This is a genomic window from Thermosynechococcus sp. GLH187 (genome assembly GCF_031583395.1).
GTDB lineage: Bacteria > Cyanobacteriota > Cyanobacteriia > Thermosynechococcales > Thermosynechococcaceae > Thermosynechococcus.
Window position 1 is genome coordinate 1,882,331 of record NZ_CP134175.1, and the last position, 21,570, is coordinate 1,903,900.

The 21,570-nt window shown below is 54.2% G+C and carries 22 protein-coding genes; 13 read left to right on the forward strand and 9 right to left on the reverse strand.

Annotated features, from left to right (window positions below; translation table 11 throughout):
- Window positions 1–33 precede the first annotated feature (33 nt).
- Window positions 34–2,652 (forward strand): DNA polymerase III subunit alpha, encoded by a 2,619-nt coding sequence (locus RHI63_RS09255; protein ID WP_310821512.1) that lies wholly within the window; start codon window positions 34–36, stop codon window positions 2,650–2,652.
- Here RHI63_RS09255 and tmk read toward each other — a convergent pair.
- Window positions 2,578–3,291 carry a dTMP kinase gene (tmk, locus tag RHI63_RS09260; RefSeq protein WP_206199919.1) on the reverse strand — a complete coding sequence of 238 codons (714 nt, stop codon included), beginning with the start codon at window positions 3,289–3,291 and terminating at the stop codon, window positions 2,578–2,580. The two genes, RHI63_RS09255 and tmk, sit on opposite strands and share 75 nt — an antisense overlap.
- Before the next feature lie 117 nt (window positions 3,292–3,408).
- On the opposite strand from tmk, the gene RHI63_RS09265 reads away from it, so the two are divergent.
- From RHI63_RS09265 to RHI63_RS09285, 5 genes are all read left to right on the forward strand, one after another.
- Complete coding sequence (locus tag RHI63_RS09265) at window positions 3,409–3,837, forward strand: hypothetical protein (protein WP_225901549.1); 429 nt, start codon at window positions 3,409–3,411, stop codon at window positions 3,835–3,837.
- A gap of 23 nt (window positions 3,838–3,860) precedes the next feature.
- Window positions 3,861–4,958 (forward strand): FAD-dependent oxidoreductase, encoded by a 1,098-nt coding sequence (locus tag RHI63_RS09270; protein WP_310742940.1) that lies wholly within the window; start codon window positions 3,861–3,863, stop codon window positions 4,956–4,958.
- Window positions 4,959–4,983: 25 nt separating this feature from the next.
- A complete protein-coding gene (psbM, locus tag RHI63_RS09275; RefSeq protein WP_149818817.1) occupies window positions 4,984–5,094 on the forward strand; it encodes a photosystem II reaction center protein PsbM in 111 nt (36 codons plus the stop codon).
- Between the two features lie 69 nt (window positions 5,095–5,163).
- Complete coding sequence (locus RHI63_RS09280; RefSeq protein WP_206201677.1) at window positions 5,164–6,294, forward strand: iron-containing alcohol dehydrogenase family protein; 1,131 nt, start codon at window positions 5,164–5,166, stop codon at window positions 6,292–6,294.
- Window positions 6,295–7,494, forward strand: coding sequence for an aspartate aminotransferase (locus RHI63_RS09285; protein ID WP_302676040.1), 1,200 nt, complete (start codon window positions 6,295–6,297; stop codon window positions 7,492–7,494).
- Window positions 7,495–7,536: 42 nt separating this feature from the next.
- On the opposite strand, the gene RHI63_RS09290 is transcribed toward RHI63_RS09285, so the two are convergent.
- Window positions 7,537–8,808 carry a sugar ABC transporter substrate-binding protein gene (locus RHI63_RS09290; RefSeq protein WP_310821513.1) on the reverse strand — a complete coding sequence of 424 codons (1,272 nt, stop codon included), beginning with the start codon at window positions 8,806–8,808 and terminating at the stop codon, window positions 7,537–7,539.
- A 12-nt stretch (window positions 8,809–8,820) separates the two neighbouring features.
- Complete coding sequence (gene mscL / locus RHI63_RS09295; RefSeq protein ID WP_310438163.1) at window positions 8,821–9,237, reverse strand: large conductance mechanosensitive channel protein MscL; 417 nt, start codon at window positions 9,235–9,237, stop codon at window positions 8,821–8,823.
- Between the two features lie 223 nt (window positions 9,238–9,460).
- Between mscL and RHI63_RS09300 the strand changes: the two genes are divergently transcribed.
- The 4 genes from RHI63_RS09300 (at window position 9,461) to RHI63_RS09315 (ending at window position 12,759) form a co-directional block, all read left to right on the forward strand.
- Complete coding sequence (locus RHI63_RS09300) at window positions 9,461–10,453, forward strand: 30S ribosomal protein S1 (protein ID WP_149818829.1); 993 nt, start codon at window positions 9,461–9,463, stop codon at window positions 10,451–10,453.
- A 1-nt stretch (window position 10,454) separates the two neighbouring features.
- The gene (gene pdxA / locus RHI63_RS09305) at window positions 10,455–11,480 is read left to right on the forward strand and encodes a 4-hydroxythreonine-4-phosphate dehydrogenase PdxA (protein ID WP_310800847.1); all 1,026 of its coding nucleotides are present in this window, start codon (window positions 10,455–10,457) and stop codon (window positions 11,478–11,480) included.
- A gap of 85 nt (window positions 11,481–11,565) precedes the next feature.
- Window positions 11,566–11,889 carry a DUF1825 family protein gene (locus RHI63_RS09310; RefSeq protein WP_206199926.1) on the forward strand — a complete coding sequence of 108 codons (324 nt, stop codon included), beginning with the start codon at window positions 11,566–11,568 and terminating at the stop codon, window positions 11,887–11,889.
- 12 nt (window positions 11,890–11,901) lie between these two features.
- Window positions 11,902–12,759, forward strand: a complete 858-nt coding sequence (locus RHI63_RS09315; RefSeq protein ID WP_206199927.1) for an aminotransferase class IV — start codon at window positions 11,902–11,904, stop codon at window positions 12,757–12,759.
- Between the two features lie 11 nt (window positions 12,760–12,770).
- On the opposite strand, the gene RHI63_RS09320 is transcribed toward RHI63_RS09315, so the two are convergent.
- Both RHI63_RS09320 and RHI63_RS09325 read right to left on the reverse strand, forming a co-directional pair.
- Window positions 12,771–13,397, reverse strand: coding sequence for a hypothetical protein (locus RHI63_RS09320; protein WP_310742944.1), 627 nt, complete (start codon window positions 13,395–13,397; stop codon window positions 12,771–12,773).
- A 35-nt stretch (window positions 13,398–13,432) separates the two neighbouring features.
- A complete protein-coding gene (locus tag RHI63_RS09325) occupies window positions 13,433–14,083 on the reverse strand; it encodes an exopolysaccharide biosynthesis protein (RefSeq protein WP_310742945.1) in 651 nt (216 codons plus the stop codon).
- A gap of 112 nt (window positions 14,084–14,195) precedes the next feature.
- Here RHI63_RS09325 and RHI63_RS09330 point away from each other — a divergent pair, with 112 nt between their 5' ends.
- A complete protein-coding gene (locus RHI63_RS09330) occupies window positions 14,196–14,558 on the forward strand; it encodes a DUF6464 family protein (RefSeq protein WP_149818841.1) in 363 nt (120 codons plus the stop codon).
- 76 nt (window positions 14,559–14,634) lie between these two features.
- Here the strand turns inward: RHI63_RS09330 and RHI63_RS09335 are convergent, their stop codons facing one another.
- Both RHI63_RS09335 and RHI63_RS09340 read right to left on the reverse strand, forming a co-directional pair.
- Window positions 14,635–17,163, reverse strand: coding sequence for a glycogen/starch/alpha-glucan phosphorylase (locus RHI63_RS09335; RefSeq protein WP_310821514.1), 2,529 nt, complete (start codon window positions 17,161–17,163; stop codon window positions 14,635–14,637).
- A 144-nt stretch (window positions 17,164–17,307) separates the two neighbouring features.
- Window positions 17,308–18,054: a hypothetical protein gene (locus RHI63_RS09340; RefSeq protein WP_310821515.1), complete on the reverse strand. Its 747-nt coding sequence runs from the start codon at window positions 18,052–18,054 to the stop codon at window positions 17,308–17,310.
- A gap of 130 nt (window positions 18,055–18,184) precedes the next feature.
- On the opposite strand from RHI63_RS09340, the gene RHI63_RS09345 reads away from it, so the two are divergent.
- Both RHI63_RS09345 and RHI63_RS09350 read left to right on the forward strand, forming a co-directional pair.
- Complete coding sequence (locus RHI63_RS09345) at window positions 18,185–19,126, forward strand: MoxR family ATPase (RefSeq protein ID WP_310821516.1); 942 nt, start codon at window positions 18,185–18,187, stop codon at window positions 19,124–19,126.
- Window positions 19,123–20,580 (forward strand): DUF58 domain-containing protein, encoded by a 1,458-nt coding sequence (locus RHI63_RS09350; protein WP_310821517.1) that lies wholly within the window; start codon window positions 19,123–19,125, stop codon window positions 20,578–20,580. The genes RHI63_RS09345 and RHI63_RS09350 overlap by 4 nt, the downstream gene beginning before the upstream one ends.
- Here the strand turns inward: RHI63_RS09350 and RHI63_RS09355 are convergent.
- A complete protein-coding gene (locus RHI63_RS09355) occupies window positions 20,577–20,792 on the reverse strand; it encodes a hypothetical protein (protein WP_206199934.1) in 216 nt (71 codons plus the stop codon). The two genes, RHI63_RS09350 and RHI63_RS09355, sit on opposite strands and share 4 nt — an antisense overlap.
- A gap of 163 nt (window positions 20,793–20,955) precedes the next feature.
- The gene (locus RHI63_RS09360) at window positions 20,956–21,216 is read right to left on the reverse strand and encodes a hypothetical protein (protein WP_206199935.1); all 261 of its coding nucleotides are present in this window, start codon (window positions 21,214–21,216) and stop codon (window positions 20,956–20,958) included.
- Between the last annotated feature and the right edge of the window lie 354 nt (window positions 21,217–21,570).

The window sequence follows — 21,570 nt, forward strand, 5'->3', positions numbered from 1 at the left end:
CCTGCGTTTCTCCTAGGTTGATAGCCGTTGCCCATGTCCTTCGTCGGTCTGCATATTCACAGTGATTACAGTCTCCTCGATGGAGCTAGCCAGCTTCCCGACCTAGTGGCACGGGCAATGGAATTGGAGATGCCCGCGATCGCCCTCACGGATCACGGGGTGATGTATGGCGCCGTTGAACTGTTAAAGTTGTGTCGCGGCAAACCCCTGAAGCCAATCATTGGCAATGAGATGTACGTCATCAATGGCGACATCACCAAACAGGAGCGCAAACCCCGCTTTCACCAAGTGGTGCTGGCCAAAAATAAACAGGGCTACCACAACCTCTGCAAACTCACCACCATCTCCCACCTGCAGGGCTTCCAAGGCAAGGGAATTTTTGCTCGCCCCTGCATCAATAAAGAACTGTTGGCGCAATACCGCGACGGACTCATTGTCACCAGTGCTTGCCTCGGTGGTGAGATTCCCCAAGCCATTTTGCAGGGCAAGCCGGATTTGGCACGCAGTGTTGCTGCCTGGTATCAAGAGACCTTTGGTGAGGATTTTTACCTTGAGATCCAAGACCACGGCAGTCAAGAGGATCGGGTAGTCAACGTTGAACTGGTGCGCATTGGCCGCGAGTTGGGGATCAAAATTATTGCCACCAATGACTCCCACTTTATCTCCTGCAATGACGTTGAAGCCCACGACGCTCTGCTTTGTATCCAGACCAACAAGCTGCTCACCGATGACAAGCGGATGCGCTATAGCGGCACGGAATACCTGAAATCCGCTGCTGAAATGGCTCGGCTGTTTCGGGATCACTTGCCCGCTGAGGTCATTGAAGAGGCTTTGGCGAATACCCTTGAAGTGGCCGAAAAGATTGAACCCTATGACATCTTTCGTGAACCCCAAAGTCCAGAGTTTCCAGTGCCTGCTGGCCATACAGCCGATACCTACCTAGAGCAAGTGGCGTGGCAAGGACTGTTGGAGCGATTTCACCTCAGCGATCGCCAGCAGTTGGATCCCACCTACCGGCAGCGACTGGAATATGAACTGAAAATGCTGCAACAGATGGGGTTCTCGAACTATTTCCTCGTGGTTTGGGACTACATCAAATATGCCCGCGACCACAATATTCCCGTCGGGCCAGGGCGGGGATCGGCGGCGGGTTCCCTTGTGGCCTATGCCCTGCGCATTACCAACATTGATCCCGTACACCACGGCTTGCTCTTTGAGCGGTTTTTGAACCCTGAGCGCAAGTCCATGCCCGATATTGATACGGACTTCTGCATTGACCGCCGCGAGGAGGTGATCCAGTACGTCACCGAAAAATACGGCAGCGATCGCGTCGCCCAGATCATCACCTTCAACCGCATGACCTCAAAGGCGGTGCTCAAGGATGTGGCACGGGTGCTGGATATTCCCTATAGCCAAGCGGATCAAATGGCAAAGCTGATTCCGGTGGTGCGGGGCAAACCAGTTAAATTGGCGGTGATGATCTCCGATGACACCCCCTCGCCAGAATTCAAGGAAAAGTACGACAGTGATCCGCTGGTGCGCCGCTGGATTGATATGGCGATGCGCATTGAGGGCACCAACAAAACCTATGGCGTCCATGCAGCCGGCGTTGTCATTGCCTCAGAACCCTTGGATCAACTGGTGCCGCTGCAACGCAATAACGATGGGGCGGTGATTACCCAGTATTTCATGGAGGATCTGGAATCCCTTGGCCTTTTGAAGATGGACTTTTTGGGTCTCAAGAACCTGACAATGATCCAAAAGACGCGGGAACTGATCCAGAAAAACCACGGTCAAACCCTTGATTTGGATGCATTGCCCCTAGATGATGCCAAGACGTACCAAATTCTGGCGGAAGGTAAACTGGAGGGGATCTTCCAACTAGAATCTTCGGGGATGCGCCAAATTGTCCGAGATCTCAAGCCCTCAAATCTGGAAGACATTTCCTCGGTGCTGGCGCTCTATCGACCGGGACCGTTGGATGCAGGCCTGATTCCCAAATTCATTAACCGCAAGCATGGTCGGGAACCCATTCAATATCAACATGAGCTTTTGAAACCCATTTTGCAGGAAACCTACGGCGTTCTTTGTTATCAGGAGCAAATCATGCGGATGGCGCAGGACTTGGCAGGCTATTCTCTGGGTCAAGCGGATCTGCTCCGCCGCGCGATGGGCAAGAAGAAAAAAGAGGAAATGGAAAAACATGAAGCCCTCTTTATTGAGGGAGCGGCGAAAAATGGGGTGCCCAGCGCAGTCGCCCAAGAACTCTTTAAGCAGATGCTGGATTTTGCTGAATACTGTCTGAGTGGCGAGACGGCGGTGATGACGGTGGAATATGGGGCTGTCCCGATTCGCCGCTTGGTGCAGGAAAAATTGGCCTGTCAGGTGTACAGCCTTGATTCCCAAGGGCATCTTTATACCCAGCCCATTGCCCAATGGCACTTTCAGGGCTTCCGTCCCGTGTATGAGTATGAACTTGAGGATGGCTCAACGATTTGTGCGACACCTGATCACCGCTTTATGACCACCCGTGGCCAGATGCTGCCCATTGAGCAAATTTTTCAGGAAGGACGAGAGCTATTCCAATTCGCGATCGCCCCCAGTACGGCGCTGGCTCAAGGTCTCAAACCAGCGGTGCAGATGAGCCGCTAGACAATCTTGAATAGCTTCACTCACCTGATCAGTGGGTTGATCCGCCGCAATTCGCTGCCAGCGATCGCCCCCTGCCTCAGCCAAGGCCATAAATCCTTGACGAACTCGCTCATGAAAGGCCACCGCATGCTGCTCTAGGCGATCCGCTATGCCCCGCCGTTGGGTGCGGGCAAGGCCAACCTGAACCGGCAGATCCAGCCAGAGAACTAAATCCGGCATCAGTCCAGCGGTGGCAATCTGGTTGATGTGCTCGATGAGGCTCAAGTCCAGTCCCCGCCCATAGCCTTGGTAGGCAATGGTGGAAGCCGTGTAGCGATCGCACAGGACAATGCCCCCCCGTTGCAGTTGGGGGCGGATACTCGTCGCCACGTGCTGGGCGCGATCGGCGGCATAGAGAAGGAGTTCTGCCATGGGATCAATCTCTAAATCACTATGGAGCAGCAGTTGCCGCAGGCCTTGGCCAAGGGGCGTTCCCCCCGGTTCACGGGTCAGCAGCAGGGGCGGATCAATGTCAGCGGATCGTAATTTTGCCAGCCAGCCACTTTCCTCTAGCCATGTGGCGATCGCCCCCATTTGGGTCGTTTTGCCGGCACCCTCTCCCCCCTCTAGGACAATAAACAAACCAGTGTAGGGATGCATGAATTCAGCGATTTTGAAGAAAGGTTTGATATAATCGCGGCATCCTGCCATACAATGCAGGTCACCTTACAATGGGGGTAATGCTCAATTCCCTGTGATTTCCTAGGAACACCCGCAGTGACAGCGCCCCGTCTGTTCCGTGATTACACTAGAACCATTGTTCGCGAATTATTAGTTTACCACTTGGCGGTTATGGCTCGATATGCTCGTGTTGTTACTATTGCACTCCCTCGGGCACGGCTAAAGGAAGAGCTGGTGCAAACCCTAGAAGCCTGCGATTTGACGGTAACCCATGTGGGGGATGATTACGTCGTGGCACGGGAGAGCGCGCTCGATGCCATTTCAATGTCCCAACTGGTCACGGTTGAAGTCCTGATTGATAAAACCACGCCCCAAAAGGATGTCACCAAGTTTGATCTGGTGCTCAAGAATAAGGAACTGACCCTCAAGAAAAATAATCACTGCTTTGAATGGTTTGACCGTGTGAGTCGCGCCATTGCCGAAAATGAAAATTGGGAATTAGTTAATACAGTTGCCACACTGTGACGGTGCTGCCAGCAAATGCAACAGTGACCATTGTGGGCGCTGGGGTGGTTGGCTCGGCGATCGCCTACGAACTGAGTCGTGTGCTTGATCCAGCGGAAACGCCGATTCTTGTCCTTGAAGCACAACGGGAGGAAGATTGGCAAGCGACCGGTGCGGCTCTTGGTGTTCTCATTGTCCACCTCAGTCGGCGGCGACGTGGACGCAACTTTCAACTACGGCAGGCCAGTTTGGCACGTTATGAAACCCTCATTCCGGAGTTGGCGGCAGAAACGGGGGTTCAGATTCCCTACCAGCGCCGAGGCATTATCGAAATCTGTACCACTAAGGACGAGGCGATCGCCACCCAAGCATGGTTGCAGGAACAGGCTCCCCAAGGCGTGCAGTGGCTCTCGCCAAAAGAAGTCCAAGATCAATGTCCCCTTGTGGATATCCACCACATTCACGGTGCACTTTGGGCAACGGGCGATCGCCAAGTCACCCCTAAACCCTTGACTCAAGCCCTGCGCCAAGCGGCTCATCAACGGGGCGTCAAGTTCTTGTATCAAAGCCCTGTCCGGCAGCTCCAGCGATCGCCCCAAGGGGGATGGATTTTACAGCTCAATCAAGCAGCCATCGAGACCGAATACCTGATCTTAGCGGCAGGTCTAGGGACAACGCCCCTTACGCAAGCCCTCGATCGCTCTGTCACTGTGGAACCGGTTTTGGGACAAGCCCTAGAGTTTGCCTGTCATATTGATGCAAATACACCAGTGATGACGGCTGAAGGCATTCATTTTGTCCCCTTGCCTTGGGGGCGGGTGTGGGTGGGCGCCACCGTGGAGTTCAACACCCTCACCGCGAATCCGCAAACCCTTGATCAACTGCATGGACGGGCGATCGAACTTTGGCCAGTTCTGAAAACGGCTCCTGTGACCCAACAGTGGCAGGGACTGCGACCCCGCCCGAGCGATCGTCCGGCACCCATCATCGAAAAAATAGACGACCACACTTGGCTGACCACTGGCCATTACCGCAACGGTATTTTGCTGGCTCCCATCACCGCCCAAAAAATTGCCCAATCCCTGAGGCTGACCTTGGCCAAGGGCGATCGCCCCAAGGGGGACACAGCATTGATAAAATAAAAGCCAGCGTTGTGGGGTACATACCATGGAAGTGAATCCTTTTGGCTTGGTGGCAACAGCCATGTTTGTCTTGGTGCCAACAGTGTTCTTGATTATTTTGTACGTGCAAACGGAAAGTCAGAAGAAGAGCAGCTAAGATAGATCTCTACGGCTAGAGCGAAAACGACTCTATTTTTGCCGCAGATGCTCTAAATAGTCCTTATTTATACGGCCTGTGACTGCTGCTTCGTTTTCACCCCTTTGTATTGCACCTACCCACGTCTATCGCGGTTGGTCAATTCTCTCCCAAGCGGGGGAAGCCATTGTTCAATTGGGGCATCATCCCCTTTTAGTGGTTTCACCGCAGCGGTATCAGCAGCTTGAGCAGGAGTGTCAGGCGATCGCCCGCTCCCATGATCTCACCTTCAGCGTAGGGACATTCCATGGTGAGTGCAGTGAATCCACCCTTGCCCAGCTCCGCCAAGAGGCGCAAGGCAGCGATCTCATCATTGGCATTGGCGGTGGCAAAGCCCTAGATACCGCTAAACTTTTGGGGCATCAATTACACTTGCCCGTAGTGACGATCCCCACGTCTGCAGCCACCTGTGCCGCTTGGACAGCCCTCTCCAACATCTATACGGAGGCCGGTGCCTTTGCCTATGATGTGGCACTCCACCGTTGCCCGGATCTGCTGCTCTTGGACTATGCCCTGATTCAAACGGCGCCGAAGCGAACCCTGCTTGCCGGCATTGGCGATGCCCTTGCCAAGTGGTATGAGGCCTCGGTGAGTAGTGGTCACCGCCAAGAAACCCTGATTGTGGCGGCGGTACAGCAAGCCCGAGTATTGCGCGATATTCTCTTGCAGCAATCCGCTGAGGCCCTGGCCAATGTGGGCAGTACCGCTTGGGAAAATGTCGTCGATGCCAGTGTCCTCATGGCAGGGATGATTGGGGGCTTGGGGGGTGCCCAATGCCGCACGGTGGCAGCCCATGCGGTGCACAACGGTCTGACCCAACTGCCCCAAAGTAGGGGCACCCTCCATGGAGAAAAAGTGGCCTACGGTATTCTGGTGCAACTACGCTTGGAAGAGCTAGTTCAAGGCAGTCAACTAGCTGCTAGCGCTCGCCATCAGCTGTGCCAGTTCTATGAACAGGTGGGTTTGCCCCTGACTCTAGAGGACTTGGGTTTCCAAGAGGCCAGCTTAGCCCAGCTCCAGCATGTTGCTACGGTTGCTTGTGCCCCCCACTCCGATATTCACCATTTGCCGTTTCCGGTGACGCCTGATCTGGTGCTAGAAGCAATGGTGTCCACCGTGGTCGGCTACAGTGCCACAGTCTTGGATGGGAGTGCCCGTTAGATGGGGTTAGAGTGGATTCAGCCGGCCGATCGCTTGGGGGCATTGCCGCCCTACGTCTTTGCGCGTCTCGATGAACTGAAGCTGAAAGCTCGCCAGCAGGGACTGGACTTAATTGACTTGGGGATGGGCAATCCCGATGGCTCCGCCCCGCGTCCGGTGATTGAAGCAGCGATCGCCGCCTTTGAGGAACCCAGCTACCACGGTTATCCCCCCTTTGAAGGCACAGCGGTTTTCCGTCAAGCCATTACCCGTTGGTATCAGCGCCGCTACAATGTCTCCCTTGATCCTGATGGGGAAGCCCTCCCCCTGTTGGGATCAAAAGAGGGACTGACGCACCTTGCCCTTGCCTATGTCAATCCGGGGGATGTCGTCCTCGTGCCCAGCCCGGCCTATCCTGCCCATTTTCGTGGACCTGCGATCGCCGGTGCCAACATCTATCCCCTCATTCTCAAACGGGAAAAGGGCTGGCTCATTGATCTCAGTGAGATTCCCAGTGACATTGCCCGCCAAGCCAAGGTTTTGTACTTCAACTATCCCAGCAATCCTACGGCGGCGATCGCCCCCCGCTCTTTCTTTGAAGAAATCGTTGCCTTTGCCCGCGAATATCAAATCCTTCTAGTGCATGACCTTTGCTACGCTGAACTGGCCTTTGATGGCTATCAACCCACCAGCTTACTGGAAATTCCCGGTGCCAAGGAAATCGGCGTTGAGTTCCATACCCTCTCAAAAACCTACAATATGGCCGGTTGGCGGGTGGGGTTTGTGGTGGGCAACCGCCACATTATTCAGGGCTTGCGTACGCTGAAAACGAACTTAGATTATGGGGTTTTTTCCGTCTTACAGAAAGCGGCAGAGGTGGCCTTGAGCCTGCCCGATAGCTACATTGCCTCTGTGTGCGATCGCTATCGCCAACGGCGGGATTTTCTGATTCAAGGCTTGAATGAACTGGGCTGGCAACTCACCCCAACCCAAGCAACGATGTACCTGTGGGTGCCCGTACCCGTGGGCATGAGTTCGACAGATTTTGCCCTCAAGCTGCTTCAGGAGACAGGCGTTGTTGTGACCCCCGGCAATGCTTTTGGCGAAGGGGGTGAAGGATACGTGCGCATTAGCCTCATTGCCGATCGCGATCGCCTAGGTGAAGCCCTCAAACGCATGGCTCAAGCCAATATTCGCTTCGATAGCTTAAGTCAATGTTAAAAGCCCGGAAGGCTGATGAAATTTCACACCCACTCGCAAAGGTCATCCTAGGCGGCTATTCCAAGCGGTCTCGGCGTCCTTGAGAGCCTGATCAATTGTCTTTTGTCCGAGGAGGACAGCTTGCAAGTTTTCGTAGAGGAGTCGTTGTAGCTCCTTAATATCCCGCAGGGGGGGAATGAGAACCTCTGCTTGGCTCATTTGAGCAGCGCTGACGGATCGGGCAATGTCCACAGGGGTGGCATTTTCGCCAATGGTGCGAAAGTAGGAATCCGCTAAGGCCGCTTGTGTAGAAGGCAGAACATTGGCTTCCTTGGCAAAGGTCAGTTGATTTTCATCATTGGTGACAAAGAGGGCAAATTCTACGGCAAGTTCGGGATGGCGACTCTGGCGGGGCACCAGTAAATTCATCACAGCAACATTTTTCTTGCCAGTGTCTCCGGTCAACTGGGGGGCAGGGGCTGAAACGGCTGCAATAGTGGGGGCATTGGTGGCGATCGCGTTCAAAAATTCCGGACTGGTCATCACTAGCGCCGTTTGTCCCGCTTGATAGAGTTCGATACCTTGGCGGTGGCCTTCAGTCAGCACCTGTGGCGGCAAGAGTCCCTGACGATAGAGATCCAGCCAATACTGGAAAACGGCTTTACCCACAGGGGAATTAAAGGCAGCACGGCCTTGATCATCCACCAGTTGGACGCCCATTTGCACCATTGCCTGCATCAGCTCTGCCGAGTCTTCGGGCACCATTGTGATAAAGAAGGCGTATTTGCCCGTTTTCTCCTTCACGACTTTAGCAACACTGGCAAGTTCAGCAAAGGTTTGCGGGGGGCGATCGACCCCAGCGGCGGCAAGAATCGCCTTGTTATAAATCGTTACCCGCGAGGTGAGGTACCAAGGCACGGCAAAACTCTTGCCCTCTAACGTCGTTGCCTGCCAAATATTCGGTAAATAACGCTCGCGCACGGCTGGCGGCACATAGTCATTGAGATTGAGCCACGCATTGCGTCCTGCCAACAACGCCGCAAAGTCGGGGTTCAGGTTCACCACATCAGGCGCAGTGCCCGCTAACACCGCCATGAGAATTTTGGTCTGCATTGCTGTCCAAGGAATATCCACCCAGCGCACATGGACATCGGGATGTTGGGCTTCAAATGCCGCAATCAGGCGATGGAAGTAGTCAGTAAATTTCGGTTGCAGTTGCATGGTCCAGAATTCAATCTGGGTGCCTTGGGTAGGCGGCGTTGTTCCACAACTGGTGAGGATGGCCAGCCATAGCCCCACCAACAGCCCAGAGATCCAGCGTTGCCACGATCGCATTGCTGAGGACTCCTACAGGGGGGGGAGTTCAGAGGTACAGGCACGGCAGCGACTCGCCTTGAGGGGCACAGACTCCAAGCAGTAGGGGCACTCCCGTTGTTCGGGGGCAGGCGGTTTCTTGGGCAGCAAGGGCAAAATCAGTTTCAGGAGAATAAATAGGCTGAGGGCAATCACCCCAAAGTCGAGTAAACTGCCCAAAAATTTGCCAATTCGAATGCCTGAGCCGACGGTCAGTTCGCGCCAGTCGCCCCCGGGAATCAGAGGATTGACCAAGGGCATGATGAGGTCTTCAACAACGGAAGTAACAATGCGGCCAAAGGCACCCCCCACCACGACAGCGATCGCTAGATCAATCACATTCCCCTTTAAGGCAAATTCGCGGAACTCCTGCCAAAATTGCTTGACCTGTCGGCGGTTTAGTCGCGCCATGCCCACTCCTCAGTAGTACACAAAAATTAACATTTATCTTCATCAATGACCAAAATTTTATCGATGCCGCTAGCCAACGGGCAAACTCTAGGCTAACATTGTAGATCCAGTCAGAAAGTGTTCGAGCGATCGCTGGTATGATTGCGTATGGCACCCACTTCTGCCCGCTTGATAACTCACTATACACCCCCATTTTCGTTAAAGGAGCTAGGAAAACACTCGCATGGTCAATCAGGAAAAAACGTTAGACGTGGGCTTTACGCATGCTGATTTTGCAGCCTTACTGGACCGGTACGATTACCATTTCAACCCCGGCGACATTGTTGCTGGCACCGTCTTTAGCATCGAACCGAAGGGTGCCCTGATTGACATCGGTGCGAAAACCGCTGCCTACATCCCTATCCAAGAAATGTCTATCAACCGGATTGACAGTCCGGAAGAAGTCCTGCAACCGAACGAAACCCGTGAGTTCTTTATCTTGGCGGATGAAAATGAGGAAGGGCAGCTTACCCTCTCGATTCGTCGTATTGAGTACATGCGGGCTTGGGAGCGCGTTCGCCAACTGCAAGCGGAAGATGCCACCGTTCGTTCTCAGGTCTTTGCCACCAACCGTGGGGGTGCCCTTGTGCGCATTGAAGGGCTGCGCGGCTTTATCCCCGGTTCCCACATCAGCACCCGTGTCAACAAAGAAGAATTGGTGGGTGAAGAGCTACCCCTGAAGTTTTTAGAAGTGGATGAAGAGCGCAACCGCCTCGTCCTCAGCCACCGCCGTGCCCTTGTCGAACGCAAGATGAACAAACTAGAAGTGGGCGAAGTGGTGGTTGGAACCGTGCGTGGGATTAAGCCCTACGGTGCCTTCATTGACATTGGTGGGGTTAGCGGTCTGCTGCACATTTCCGAGATTTCCCACGATCACATTGATACGCCCCACAGTGTTTTCAATGTCAATGACCAAGTCAAGGTGATGATTATTGACCTTGATGCTGAGCGGGGTCGGATTTCCCTGTCCACCAAGCAACTGGAGCCAGAACCCGGTGACATGGTGAAAAATCCGCAGTTGGTCTATGAAAAGGCTGAAGAGATGGCAGAGCGCTATCGTCAGCAACTCCTGCAACAACAGCAGCAGGCCACCGCAGAGACCACTGAGGAAGTCATTGAAGACATTCCCGAAGCCACTGAAGACGATACGGCTGAGCCGATTCTTCAAGAAGCCTAGGATGTCCCTTGCCCTCACCCTTGGGGATCCAGCGGGCATTGGCCCAGAAATTCTCCTGAAAGCCCTAGCTCACCTGCCCTCAGAAATGTTAGGGCAGTTTTTTATTGCTGGTACAGGCCAAGTATTAGAGGAAACGTACGCTCGCCTCTGCCAGCAGGGACAGGTGGCCATTGATCCTGCCCAGCTTCGGATTTGGGAGCACCCCCTCGATGCGGTGATTGTGCCGGGGCAACCGAGTGTGGTGAGTGGGGCGGCGAGCTTTGCCTACTTAGAAACAGCCATTCAGCGGACGATCGCTGGCGAGGTGGCAGGCATTGTGACGGCACCGATTTCTAAGGCCAGTTGGCAGGCGGCAGGCTATACTTTTCCCGGTCAAACAGAAGTGCTGGCTCACTTTACTGGAACCGCCCACGTGGGCATGGTGTTCTTGGGGCGATCGCCCGTAACCAACTGGGTGCTGACCACTTTACTCGCGACGACCCACATCCCCTTGCAAGAGGTGCCCAAAGCACTGACCCCCGAGCGCCTCAATGAAAAACTCGCGCTCCTTGTGCAGTTTCTGAGGGAGCGGCGGCATCTGGAGCGACCTCGCATTGCCATTGCTGGCTTGAATCCCCACAGTGGTGAGCAGGGACACTTAGGCCAAGAGGAAGTGACTTGGCTGATTCCATGGCTCGCAGCAGCCCAGCAGCAGTATCCCCAAGTTGAACTGATTGGTCCTGTGCCCCCCGATACCCTCTGGATTGGAGCGGCCGATGCGTGGTGGGGACGCCCTGCCCCGGCAACTGCCTACGATGCCTACCTCGCGCTTTACCATGATCAGGGGTTGATTCCCGTGAAGATGCTCGCTTTTCGGGAAGCGGTGAATACGACGATTGGCTTGCCCTTTATTCGCACCTCCCCCGATCACGGCACCGCCTTTGATATTGCCGGTAAAGGGGTAGCAGACCCACAGAGTTTTCTGGCGGCGATCGCTTGGGCGCAAACCCTGAGTCAAGGATCGGTTTTCCCTCTTACCCCCGCCTAAAGTGCCTTTGATAGAATGCAACTAGATAACAAACCAAACGGTCAATCGTTGGCATTTGGGTTGTTGCTGTATCGGGCAGAGTCATATGGGATTCTTTGATTCAGAAATTGTTCAACAGGAAGCACAACGCCTGTTTCAGGACTACCAGCAGTTGATGCAGCTTGGCTCCGAGTACGGCAAGTTTGACCGCGAAGGGAAGAAGATTTACATTGCAAAAATGGAAGAACTCATGGAGCGCTACCGTATTTTTATGAAGCGCTTTGAGTTGTCCGATGACTTCATGGCGCAGATGACCATCAAACAATTGGAGACCCAACTCAGCCAGTTTGGTATGTCTGCCCAAACCATGTTTGATCAAATGCATCAAACCCTTGAGCGCATGAAAGCCGAAGTGGAACGCCAACCCTAGGGGAGAGGGCGAGTGTTGCTCTGCAATTTGGATGGGGTGATTACGCCAGAGGCCTCGATTTCTGTTTTTGATCGCGGGTTTCTCTACGGTGATAGTGTTTATGAAGTGATGCGTACCTACCGCGGGATTCCCTTTGCCCTACCAGAGCACCTCGCACGGTTGCGCGCCTCAGCCGCCTATCTCTACATGAGCGTGCCGTGGTCTGATAAGCACATTACCCAAGAAGTGCAACGCACCTTAGCGGCTGCCCCAGCGGGAGAATATTACATTCGGATTGTCGTGACCCGTGGCGCCGACCAGCGGATTGGGTTACTGCCAGAACCAACGACCCAACCAAGGTTATTGATTGTGTTGATGGCGATCGCCCCCGAACCAACATTGAGCGAACAGGGAATTTGCCTGACCATAGGCAAGCGCCAACGCACGAGCACCGCTGCCCTTGATCCTGCCGCCAAAACGGGCAATTACCTCAACAATATCTTGGCGCTATTGGAAGCGCAGCAAGCTGGGTTTGACGACGCCCTGTTGCTCAATGCCCAAGGGCAGATGACCGAGGCCACGACCAGTAACCTCTGGATTGTCCGTGAGGGTGTGGTCGAGACACCCCCCACTGCTGTTGGGATGCTCCACGGAATTACGCGAGCGACGCTGTTGCAGATCGTTGCAAACTTGGGCATGCCCCATCGGGAAGTGATTCTCACCCCACAGGATCTGGCGAGAGCCAGTGAGGGCTTTCTGAGTTCATCGGTGCGCCTGCTAATGCCGATTCGCCAAGTGGATGAGGTGATCTTTCCCGCCTGTCCGGGACCTGTGACCCAAAAGCTATGGCAGGAATTATTAACAGTGATGGAAAAGGCGACTCTGGCCTAGATACAGTCCTTTTAGCGAAGTTCTTGAGTTGGGAACATGACGGGAATATTGGGATTCACCCATACTTGACAGTCGAGTTCGGTACTGGGTGGGAAAAAAGGAATCGGGTTGCCTGCGGCATCGGTGACTTCTGGCAGGTATTCAAGGGGTAGGGCATCAAATTGACAGGTGTAGGCACCATAAATGACCTGCCGGCGATCGCCCAAAGGGCGCGCTGCGCGATCGCGCAGGATCAACTGATAACCAAAGCTGCGACTGGCATTCCCCAACTGATTGATCAGGGCAAAACGCCGTAAATAGGGCAGGCGTCCCCAAGCAGACGGCGACACAAAGGCTTCAACTCTACCCCCCGGCGCTGTGATGGACGGAAAAGCCTGCCAGCGCTGAATCACCCCATCCCCAAACTGCTGAACTGCCCACCAGAGACTCGGTACGGTCAAGCCCACTGCCGAGGGTTGCTCGCTAACCACAACTTGCTTTTCATTGACCGGCAGCGCGATCGCCTCGGCAACCGCTGGCGGTAGGTCTTCTGTACTGGGATTGGCGGTAGTTCTAACGGGGTGCAATGCCACTAAAGCAATTGCCCCAACTGTGCTGAGCCAGCGACCGCAAGACTTCAGTATGGATAGGCTTTTCATTGATCCTTAGGCGTGAGGGAGATTACCTCCTAATATTACGAATGCAGCCATGCCCTCAATACATCGAGGAGGCTATTTCCCCCCCAAGCAAGGGCAATGAGAATGGATGTGGTGACTGCTAAACCAATCAAGGAGATGACCACCCCTGCCAGACTAATCAAACCATCGTCATCCAACAATCCAAAGCCAATCGTAAAAATGCCCATCGCTGGAATGGTGTTGGTGCCGGGAACGGGCAAAATCATCGAGATTGCCATCAGTGACACGGCAACTCCCAAGCCCAAACGTCCGCCTCGGGTCGTGCAAATGGGGCGCAAGCGGGGACGGGAGATCAATTCAACCCGCCGCAGCCAAGGCAAAGCTGTGCGCACAATCTTTTGAATCTGGGATCGCGGCATCGTGCGCTTCAGCAGCCGCAGGGGCAACCAAGGGGTTGAGGCACCCACGAGCAATTGCCAGCCCAACAGTAACAGCACAATGCCAAAGGGGGTGGAGTAACCGGGGGCTGGAATAGGCAGCGCCGAGGGCAATGAAAGTACAGCCAGCAAAAAGCCGAAGGTTCGCTCTCCCGCCAACTGCAGAATATCCCCCAAGGACACCAGTTGCTGCGTTAACACCTCGCCATCGCTGAGGCTGGGCACAGGACTCAAAAAGGCACGTTCGAGGTCAGTGGACAGTTTTGCCATAAAAAATTACGGGAGGTGGAAATGTTGCCACTGCTAGGATACGATAGATTGATCGTTAGTTATGCCCAACACAGTTGACAGGCGATCCTAAGGCCGCGATCAACCTGAAGCCATGGCAACCCCATCCGACTTACCGACAGAGTTGCACCTGATTAACCCGCGGCGATCGCTGGGTCATGTTTATCTCGACTGGACACCCCAACCTGGTTGCCATGTGGATCATGAAGGGGAAACCTATACCGTGTTAGAACGCCGTCATCGCTACCGGTTTCGTGGCGGACGTTATCAACTGGAAAAAATTGCCCTCTATGTGCAGCATAGTGACACCACGAGCGATCGCCATCTCGTCAATGGACAGTGGGTGATTGGAGATCCCACCTGCCGCTGGAATGCGCTTTCACCCTTGTTGCGGTGTGCTGTGAACCCTCAAGGCTCCTGCCAAGACTGTCGAGATTACCAGCCTCGAGAACCTTAACGTTTTGCTGCGAAACCCCCCCTCGCGCAGAGGGGGAGCATCAGGGTGATTTCAGATTGAGCCAGAGACGGCCAGTCTACTGCACAGCGGGCGTCATATAGGACGTTTCCGGTAGAACAATTTTCACCGGTTCAACGTGCCAGATGTCTTGGCAGTACTCGCGAATGGCGCGATCGCTAGAAAATTTGCCCATCCGTGCCACATTCAGAATCGACATTTTTGCCCATTGGGCTTGATCTTGATACACCTGAAGCACCTGTTGATGGCAGTCCACGTAGCTTTGGTAGTCTGCCAAGAGGCAATAGCGATCGTTTTGCCAGAGGTGTTCCACAATTGGGCGAAAGAGTTCCGTATCCCCATGGGAAAAGTAACCAGAGCCGATGAGGTCAAGGACTCGCTTCAGCATCGGGTTATTATTGGCAAACTCCCACGGACGGTAGCCGTTACGCCACAATTCCTGCAATTGCTCCACCCTATTGCCAAAGAGGAAGAAGTTTTCTGCTCCTACTTCTTCGCGAATCTCCACATTGGCACCATCGAGGGTTCCAATCGTCAGCGCCCCATTGAGGGCAAATTTCATATTCCCTGTGCCTGAGGCCTCGTAGCCTGCCGTTGAGATCTGCTGTGAGAGATCCGCTGCGGGATAGACCCGCTGTCCCAGAGTCACATTGTAGTCGGGTAAAAAGACCACCTTCAGGCGATCGCGCACCGCTGGATCACGGTTAATCACGGCGGCTACCGAGTTGATGAGCTTGATGATTAGCTTGGCCATGTAGTAGCCCGGCGCCGCCTTACCGCCAAAAATAAACGTTTGGGGTACCATCTCCAGTTGCGGATTGTCCTTCAACATCTGATAGAGGGTGATGATATTGAGGACACACAGGTGCTGCCGCTTATATTCGTGGATGCGCTTCACCAAAATGGAGAAGAGGGAATGGGGATCCACCTTCACGCCCACGCGATCGCGAATGTATTCCGCAAGGCGTTCCTTATTTCCATGCTTCACCGATCGCCACTGAGCCGCAAAGTCGCGATCCTCTGCCAAGGGTTCCAATCGCCGCAGTTGATCCAAGTGTTTCACCCAATCTTCGCCAATGCGTTCGGTAATCAGGCGAGTTAATCCGGGATTACTAAGCACCATCCAGCGCCGAGGGGTGACGCCATTGGTTTTATTGGAAAATTTCTGCGGCGTCAGTTCGTAGAAATCCTTGAGCACCGTTTGTTTCAAGAGTTCTGAGTGCAGCGCCGCCACTCCGTTGATGGCATGACTCCCCACCGCTGCCAAGTGTGCCATGCGCACATAACGACAGCCACTTTCATCAATAATCGACAGCCGCCGCAGGCGATCGTTATCCCCCGGATATTGCAGGCGCACCTGATCGAGGAAGCGTTGGTTAATTTCGTAGATGATTTGCAAGTGGCGGGGTAGTAGTGAGCCAAAGAGATCTAGCGGCCATTTTTCCAGTGCCTCGGGCAAGAGGGTGTGGTTGGTGTAGGCAAATGTCTTGCAAGTAATGTCCCACGCCTGATCCCAAGGCATGAGATGCTCATCCACCAACAGGCGCATCAGTTCTGCCACCGAAATCGCCGGGTGGGTATCATTCAACTGCACGGTGAACTTTTCGTGGAAGCGGCTGAGATCCTTATTCCCCGATTGCTTGTAGAGGCGGATCATGTCCTGAAGGGCACAGGAGCAGAAGAAATATTGCTGCATCAGCCGCAGTTCTTTGCCCTGCAATTGCTCATCGTTGGGATAGAGCACCTTGGTGATGTTTTCTGAGGCAATTTTTTGGTTGACGGCACCGTAGTAGTCGCCCGTGTTAAAGGCTTGAAAGTCAAAGGACTCCACCGCCTCTGCCCGCCACAGACGCAGAAGATTGGCGGTATTCACCTTGTAGCCCAAGATTGGGGTGTCATAGGCTACCCCTTGAATCACTTGGTGAGGTTCCCAAACGACCCGATAGCGCCCTTGATCATCGGTGTAGCTATAGGTATGGCCGCCAAACTTTACCTGCAAAATCAACTCTGGCCGCGGAATTTCCCACGGGTTGCCGTAGCGTAACCACTTATCCGTAATCTCCACTTGCCAGCCATCGCGAATCTCTTGGTCAAAGATGCCGTACTCATAGCGAATGCCGTAGCCAATGGCGGGGATTTCCAATGTGGCGAGGGAATCCATATAGCAGGCAGCCAAGCGACCCAAGCCACCATTGCCCAAGCCCGGCTCTTCCTCCTGATCAAGGAGTTCCTTGAGGTTTAAACCCGTTTGCCGCATGGCTTCCTCAACGGCTTCATAGAGCCCAAGATTAATTAGGTTATTGCCAAGGTGGGGCCCCAGTAAAAATTCGGCGGAGAGATAGCAAACGGTGCGGCTTTCTTGATCTCGATAGGTTTTGGCAGAATTCAGCCAGCGCAACAGCAGGCGATCGCGCACGGTGTAGGCCAAGGCCAAGTAGTAATCATTTTTCGTCGCCACTTCGGGGAACCGCCCTTGGATAAAGAAGAGATTATCCATAAAGGCGCGGCGCAGCGTTTCAATACTCGTACCGGTGCGATCGTCTTCCGTCAGCACCGTGGGACAACCGGGCGGAATGAGACTGGTCATTGTGGGAATCCTCGCAAAGAATTAACGCGATTAGTAGTCAGCCCTTCCCTTCTGTTCTACCGCGATCGCCGAAGATTCCCCGCTAAGTACAGAATCTCTTTACCAGAAAAGGGCGGAACATCCCAAAGGAACCTTAGCAGGTGCTCATTGACTCTGGAGAAAGAGTTGGCAGGTGAGTTCTTCCTCTGCGTCTGTCTCTGAGGTGACGGCTGGAATAACAGTGGGTGGGGTACTGCCAAGGGTATCCTCTGGGGGTTGGTTTTGTGGATACCGTTGATAGAGCGTGCTTAGGAGTTTGATCAGGCGATCGCCGGCACTGGCATAGAGAGGGTCATCGGGCAAGCGCGCCAAAGCAGCGGCCATCTGCGTCTGCAAGATCTCTAAATCCCCATAGCGGCGAGTCAGCCGTTGCAGTAAATCAATGAGGGTAAACCGCTCTAGGCCTTGAGCATGCACCGGTTTGGTGGTCAACAGGGCAGCCACAAGAAGCTTCATCTGCAGGGGGGTACAGTAGCGAGTGACTTCCAAGCGCAAATCGTAGAGATCGGCGGTGCTGAAGGTTGGCGCCTCGATGGTCAGTGTGGCCGTTGGGGATTGGGTGTAGAGGGGCACCAAAATTTGCAGGAGTGCCGCTGAGAGAACCTGATAAGCCTGTGCTTTGTTGAGACTATTGACAATGGCCGTTAGGCGCTGTCCCAAAAGGGTGGGGGTTTTCAGCCGCTCAAGAATTTGGATCACGGCCTGTTGCACATCGCTGACGGTCCACGGCGGTGTTTGGGTCGGCCACTGATTCTGGTGCAGGGCATACAGTAGCTTAAAAAGACGGTTGTGCTGCGGATGCTGGACGATTTGTTGGGCAGCGGTGGCAATTGGAGAAGTCGTTGTCGTCACAGGTTTGCCCAAAGTCCCTCGATCTGTATTCTAGCCAATTTTCCTAGACGATAATTTATTGATTGTCATCAAGGGGAGATTGTCAAGACCTCTGCTAGCATTGGGAGAGTTTAGCAGTGACAGAACGGGTGTGAAAGCGCTTTTTCATCGCCTGCAGCAGCGTCTCAATGAGATTGTTGTCGGTCAAGGGGCGATCGCCCAAGGGTTGGTTGTGGCACTCCTCGCCGAAGGCCATGTCATCCTTGAGGGGGTGCCGGGAACCGCCAAAACCCTCCTTGTGAAGCTCCTCGCTCGCCTGATTGCAGCGGAATTTCGCCGTATCCAACTCACCCCCGATGTCCTCCCCGCCGATATTCTCGGTACGAGTATCTTTGACTTTAACAGTCGCACATTTCGCCTGCGCAAGGGGCCAATTTTTACCCAAGTGCTGCTGGCGGATGAAATTAACCGCACACCGCCTAAGACCCAAGCGGCTCTCCTCGAAGCCATGGAAGAACGGCAGGTAACCCTTGACGGCACCACTCTCCCCCTCTCGGGTTTATTTTGGACAGTGGCCACCCAAAACCCTTTGGAATTTGAAGGGACATATCCGCTGCCAGAAGCCCAACTGGATCGCTTCCTATTTAAGCTAGTCGTCCCCTACCCAGAGCCAACTTCAGAACGGCAAATGCTTGAAAATGCCCTTGGGGGCTTTGAGGCGCGGGATCTCGATCAACTCAATTTGGAGCCGTTGATTACCGTTGAGCAAGTCTTGGCAGCACGGCAGCAAGTGCGGCAAGTCCATGTGGCGCCTGCGGTGTTGGAGTATCTGTTGGCCTTGGTGCAGGCCAGTCGTCAACATCCCGAACTGCTGTTGGGGGCTTCCCCACGAGCGGCGGTGGGCTGGTTACGTGCCACCCAAGCCCAGGCGTGGTTAGAGGATCGCGCCTATGTTACCCCTGAGGATGTGAAGGCGATCGCCACCCCGCTACTGCAACACCGCTTAATCCTCAAGCCCGAAGCCCAGTTAGACGGCACCACGCTGCCCCAAGTGATCCAAGGTATTCTCGCGAAAGTTGCTGTCCCCCGATGAAAGCACCTGCCAGTTATCAGTTTGGTCGCCATCGCCCCCGCTGGGTGCCCACGGTTCGCTTCTATGGCCTCTTGCTGCTGGGGCTTCTCTTTCCAGTGCTGACCAGCTTTCTGCCAGCAGAGCTATGGCCGATCACCGAGGCGGTTCCCCAAGGGAAGTTGCGGGAATGGTTGCACCACTGGCCTCTGGGGCTGGGATGGCTCCTGATGGGACTGTGCGATCTGGTCATTTTCGGCCTGTCCCTGTGGGACTATATCCGCATCGGTCGCTGGCAACTGACCCTCGATCGCGCCTGTGAGTCACGGCTCTCCATTGGTCGGCAAAACCCGATTCGCCTCAGGCTGCACACCCGTGGTGAGGTTTCCTTGAATGAGCAGATCTGGGTTGAACTCTACGACTATGTGCCTGCTGAGTTTACGGGTGAAATCCCCTACTTTGCCTTTGCGGCCTCAGCCCAGAGTACGTTGGAATTGCTCTACCATGTGTTTCCACCGCGACGGGGTGCCTTTCAATGGTCAGGCTGCGATGTGCGGCTGCGCAGTTCTTGGGGCTTGGCGTGGCGACGCTGGTTTGCACCCGTTGTGACTGAAGTGGAAGTCTATCCCGATTTGATGGGCTTGCGATCGCTCTCGATTCGCCTCAGTTTAGACTTCAGTGGCAGCTTGCGGCGGCGACGCTATGCCTTGGGGGGCACCGAGTTTGCCGAATTGCGGGAGTACCACTTGGGGGATGATCTGCGCCTCATGGACTGGAAAGCGAGTGCCCGCCGCGGACGGCCTCTTGTGCGCGCCATGGAACCCGAACGGGATCAACCCCTGATCATTCTGCTGGATCGAGGCCGCTTGATGACCGCTACTGTCGCTGGTTTGAAACGCTTTGACTGGGGCTTAAACGCGGCATTGGCACTGGCGCTGACGGGCTTGCGACGGGGGGATAAGGTGGGCTTGGGGATTTTTGATCAGCAACTGCACACGTGGATTGCGCCTCAAAGTGGCGATTCCCATCTGGGGCAGATTCTGAGTCAGGTGTATCGCTGTGAACCCGTTCTCGAAGAATCTGACTATGTGGGCACCGTCAGTGCGATCTTGGGACACTATACCCGCCGTGCCCTTGTGGTGGTTCTCACAGAGGTCATTGATGAGGTGGCTTCCCAAGAACTCCTCGCAGCCATGGCTCGCCTCACGCCGCGTTTTCTACCCTTCTGCGTTGCCTTGCGCGATCGCCACATTGAAACCCTTGCCCACCGCCCGTTGATGCCACAGCCCTTAGCTGCCGTGGATCAAGTGACCAGCCTCTATGAACAGGCCGTCGCTCTCGATCTGCTGCATCAGCGGCAACGTGCCTTTGCCCACTTGGAGCAACAGGGGGTTCTTGTCCTTGACGCGCCTGCGGATCAAATGAGTGAGCAACTGGTGGATCGCTATTTGCTGCTGAAAGCCCGTGGCCGACTCTAGGGTTGGCTAGCCTCGATCACACTGGTATTCCTTGGCTCCTGTAATGGCCGTAGGGGTGGGCGATCGCCCGTTGGTGTCCCTAGGGGAAGGGGTGTCGAGGTCTGCGTCAGCCCACAAGTTGCCCGCAAACGCGCTTGCAGGAGTTGACTCACCACCTGACGTCGAATAAATTCTTGCTCAATTGCTGGGGGGACTGAACGTTGCAGTTCCATAGGTTGCCTCGAATTCACCGTTGTTCACGGCGACACAGGCTTCCGTGCGCTTCCCACACCCACATTCAACGGTCATAGGCCTCACCTTGATCTTAACGGCGATCGCCCACGATTGTAAAAATGACTACCAAAATGCAGTGGGATTTGTGGGGATTTCCTAACACTATTGCAACGGGGATACATTCGGGGATTGAGGTGATTCCCATTTCTGCTGGCAAAACTCGTGGATCACCTTACCGCCATGAATAATCACATAGAGCGTCACTCCACTGAGGACAAAAGGCATGATCTTCTCGAGCCAAGGAAGATGGCAACCGAGGCGGGTCAGGACAAGGGCAAAGGCATCATCTAAAAGGCTAATCAACAAAGGTAGCAATTGTCTTAGAAGGGTAAGAATCTCTGGTAAATAACCATCACTATCCATAAAAATACTCTCGGCTGAGTTGACGCAGAAAATCACTTAAAGAAACATTGATTAGTTGGGATGATTGGTGAGTGGAAATACTTCATAGGCACTTCGTTCTCATCAATACAAATAAAGAATTGAAAAATGAATTACACGTCTTTACAAATTGATGACCTTTAGATAAGCCTACCCTAACTGCGATTGTTGTTTCTGCGAGTGTTCCCAAGAATAGCCGAAAACCCTGCCCGTCAGGCATTAAGGCTGCTATTGCTATTGCTAAGTTCGGTTGCAAATGAGAGATTATCGTGAATTGTTAACAACCGTAACACTTCTATTATAGGCAACGCCTAGGGGTTAGGGGATAACTGTAAT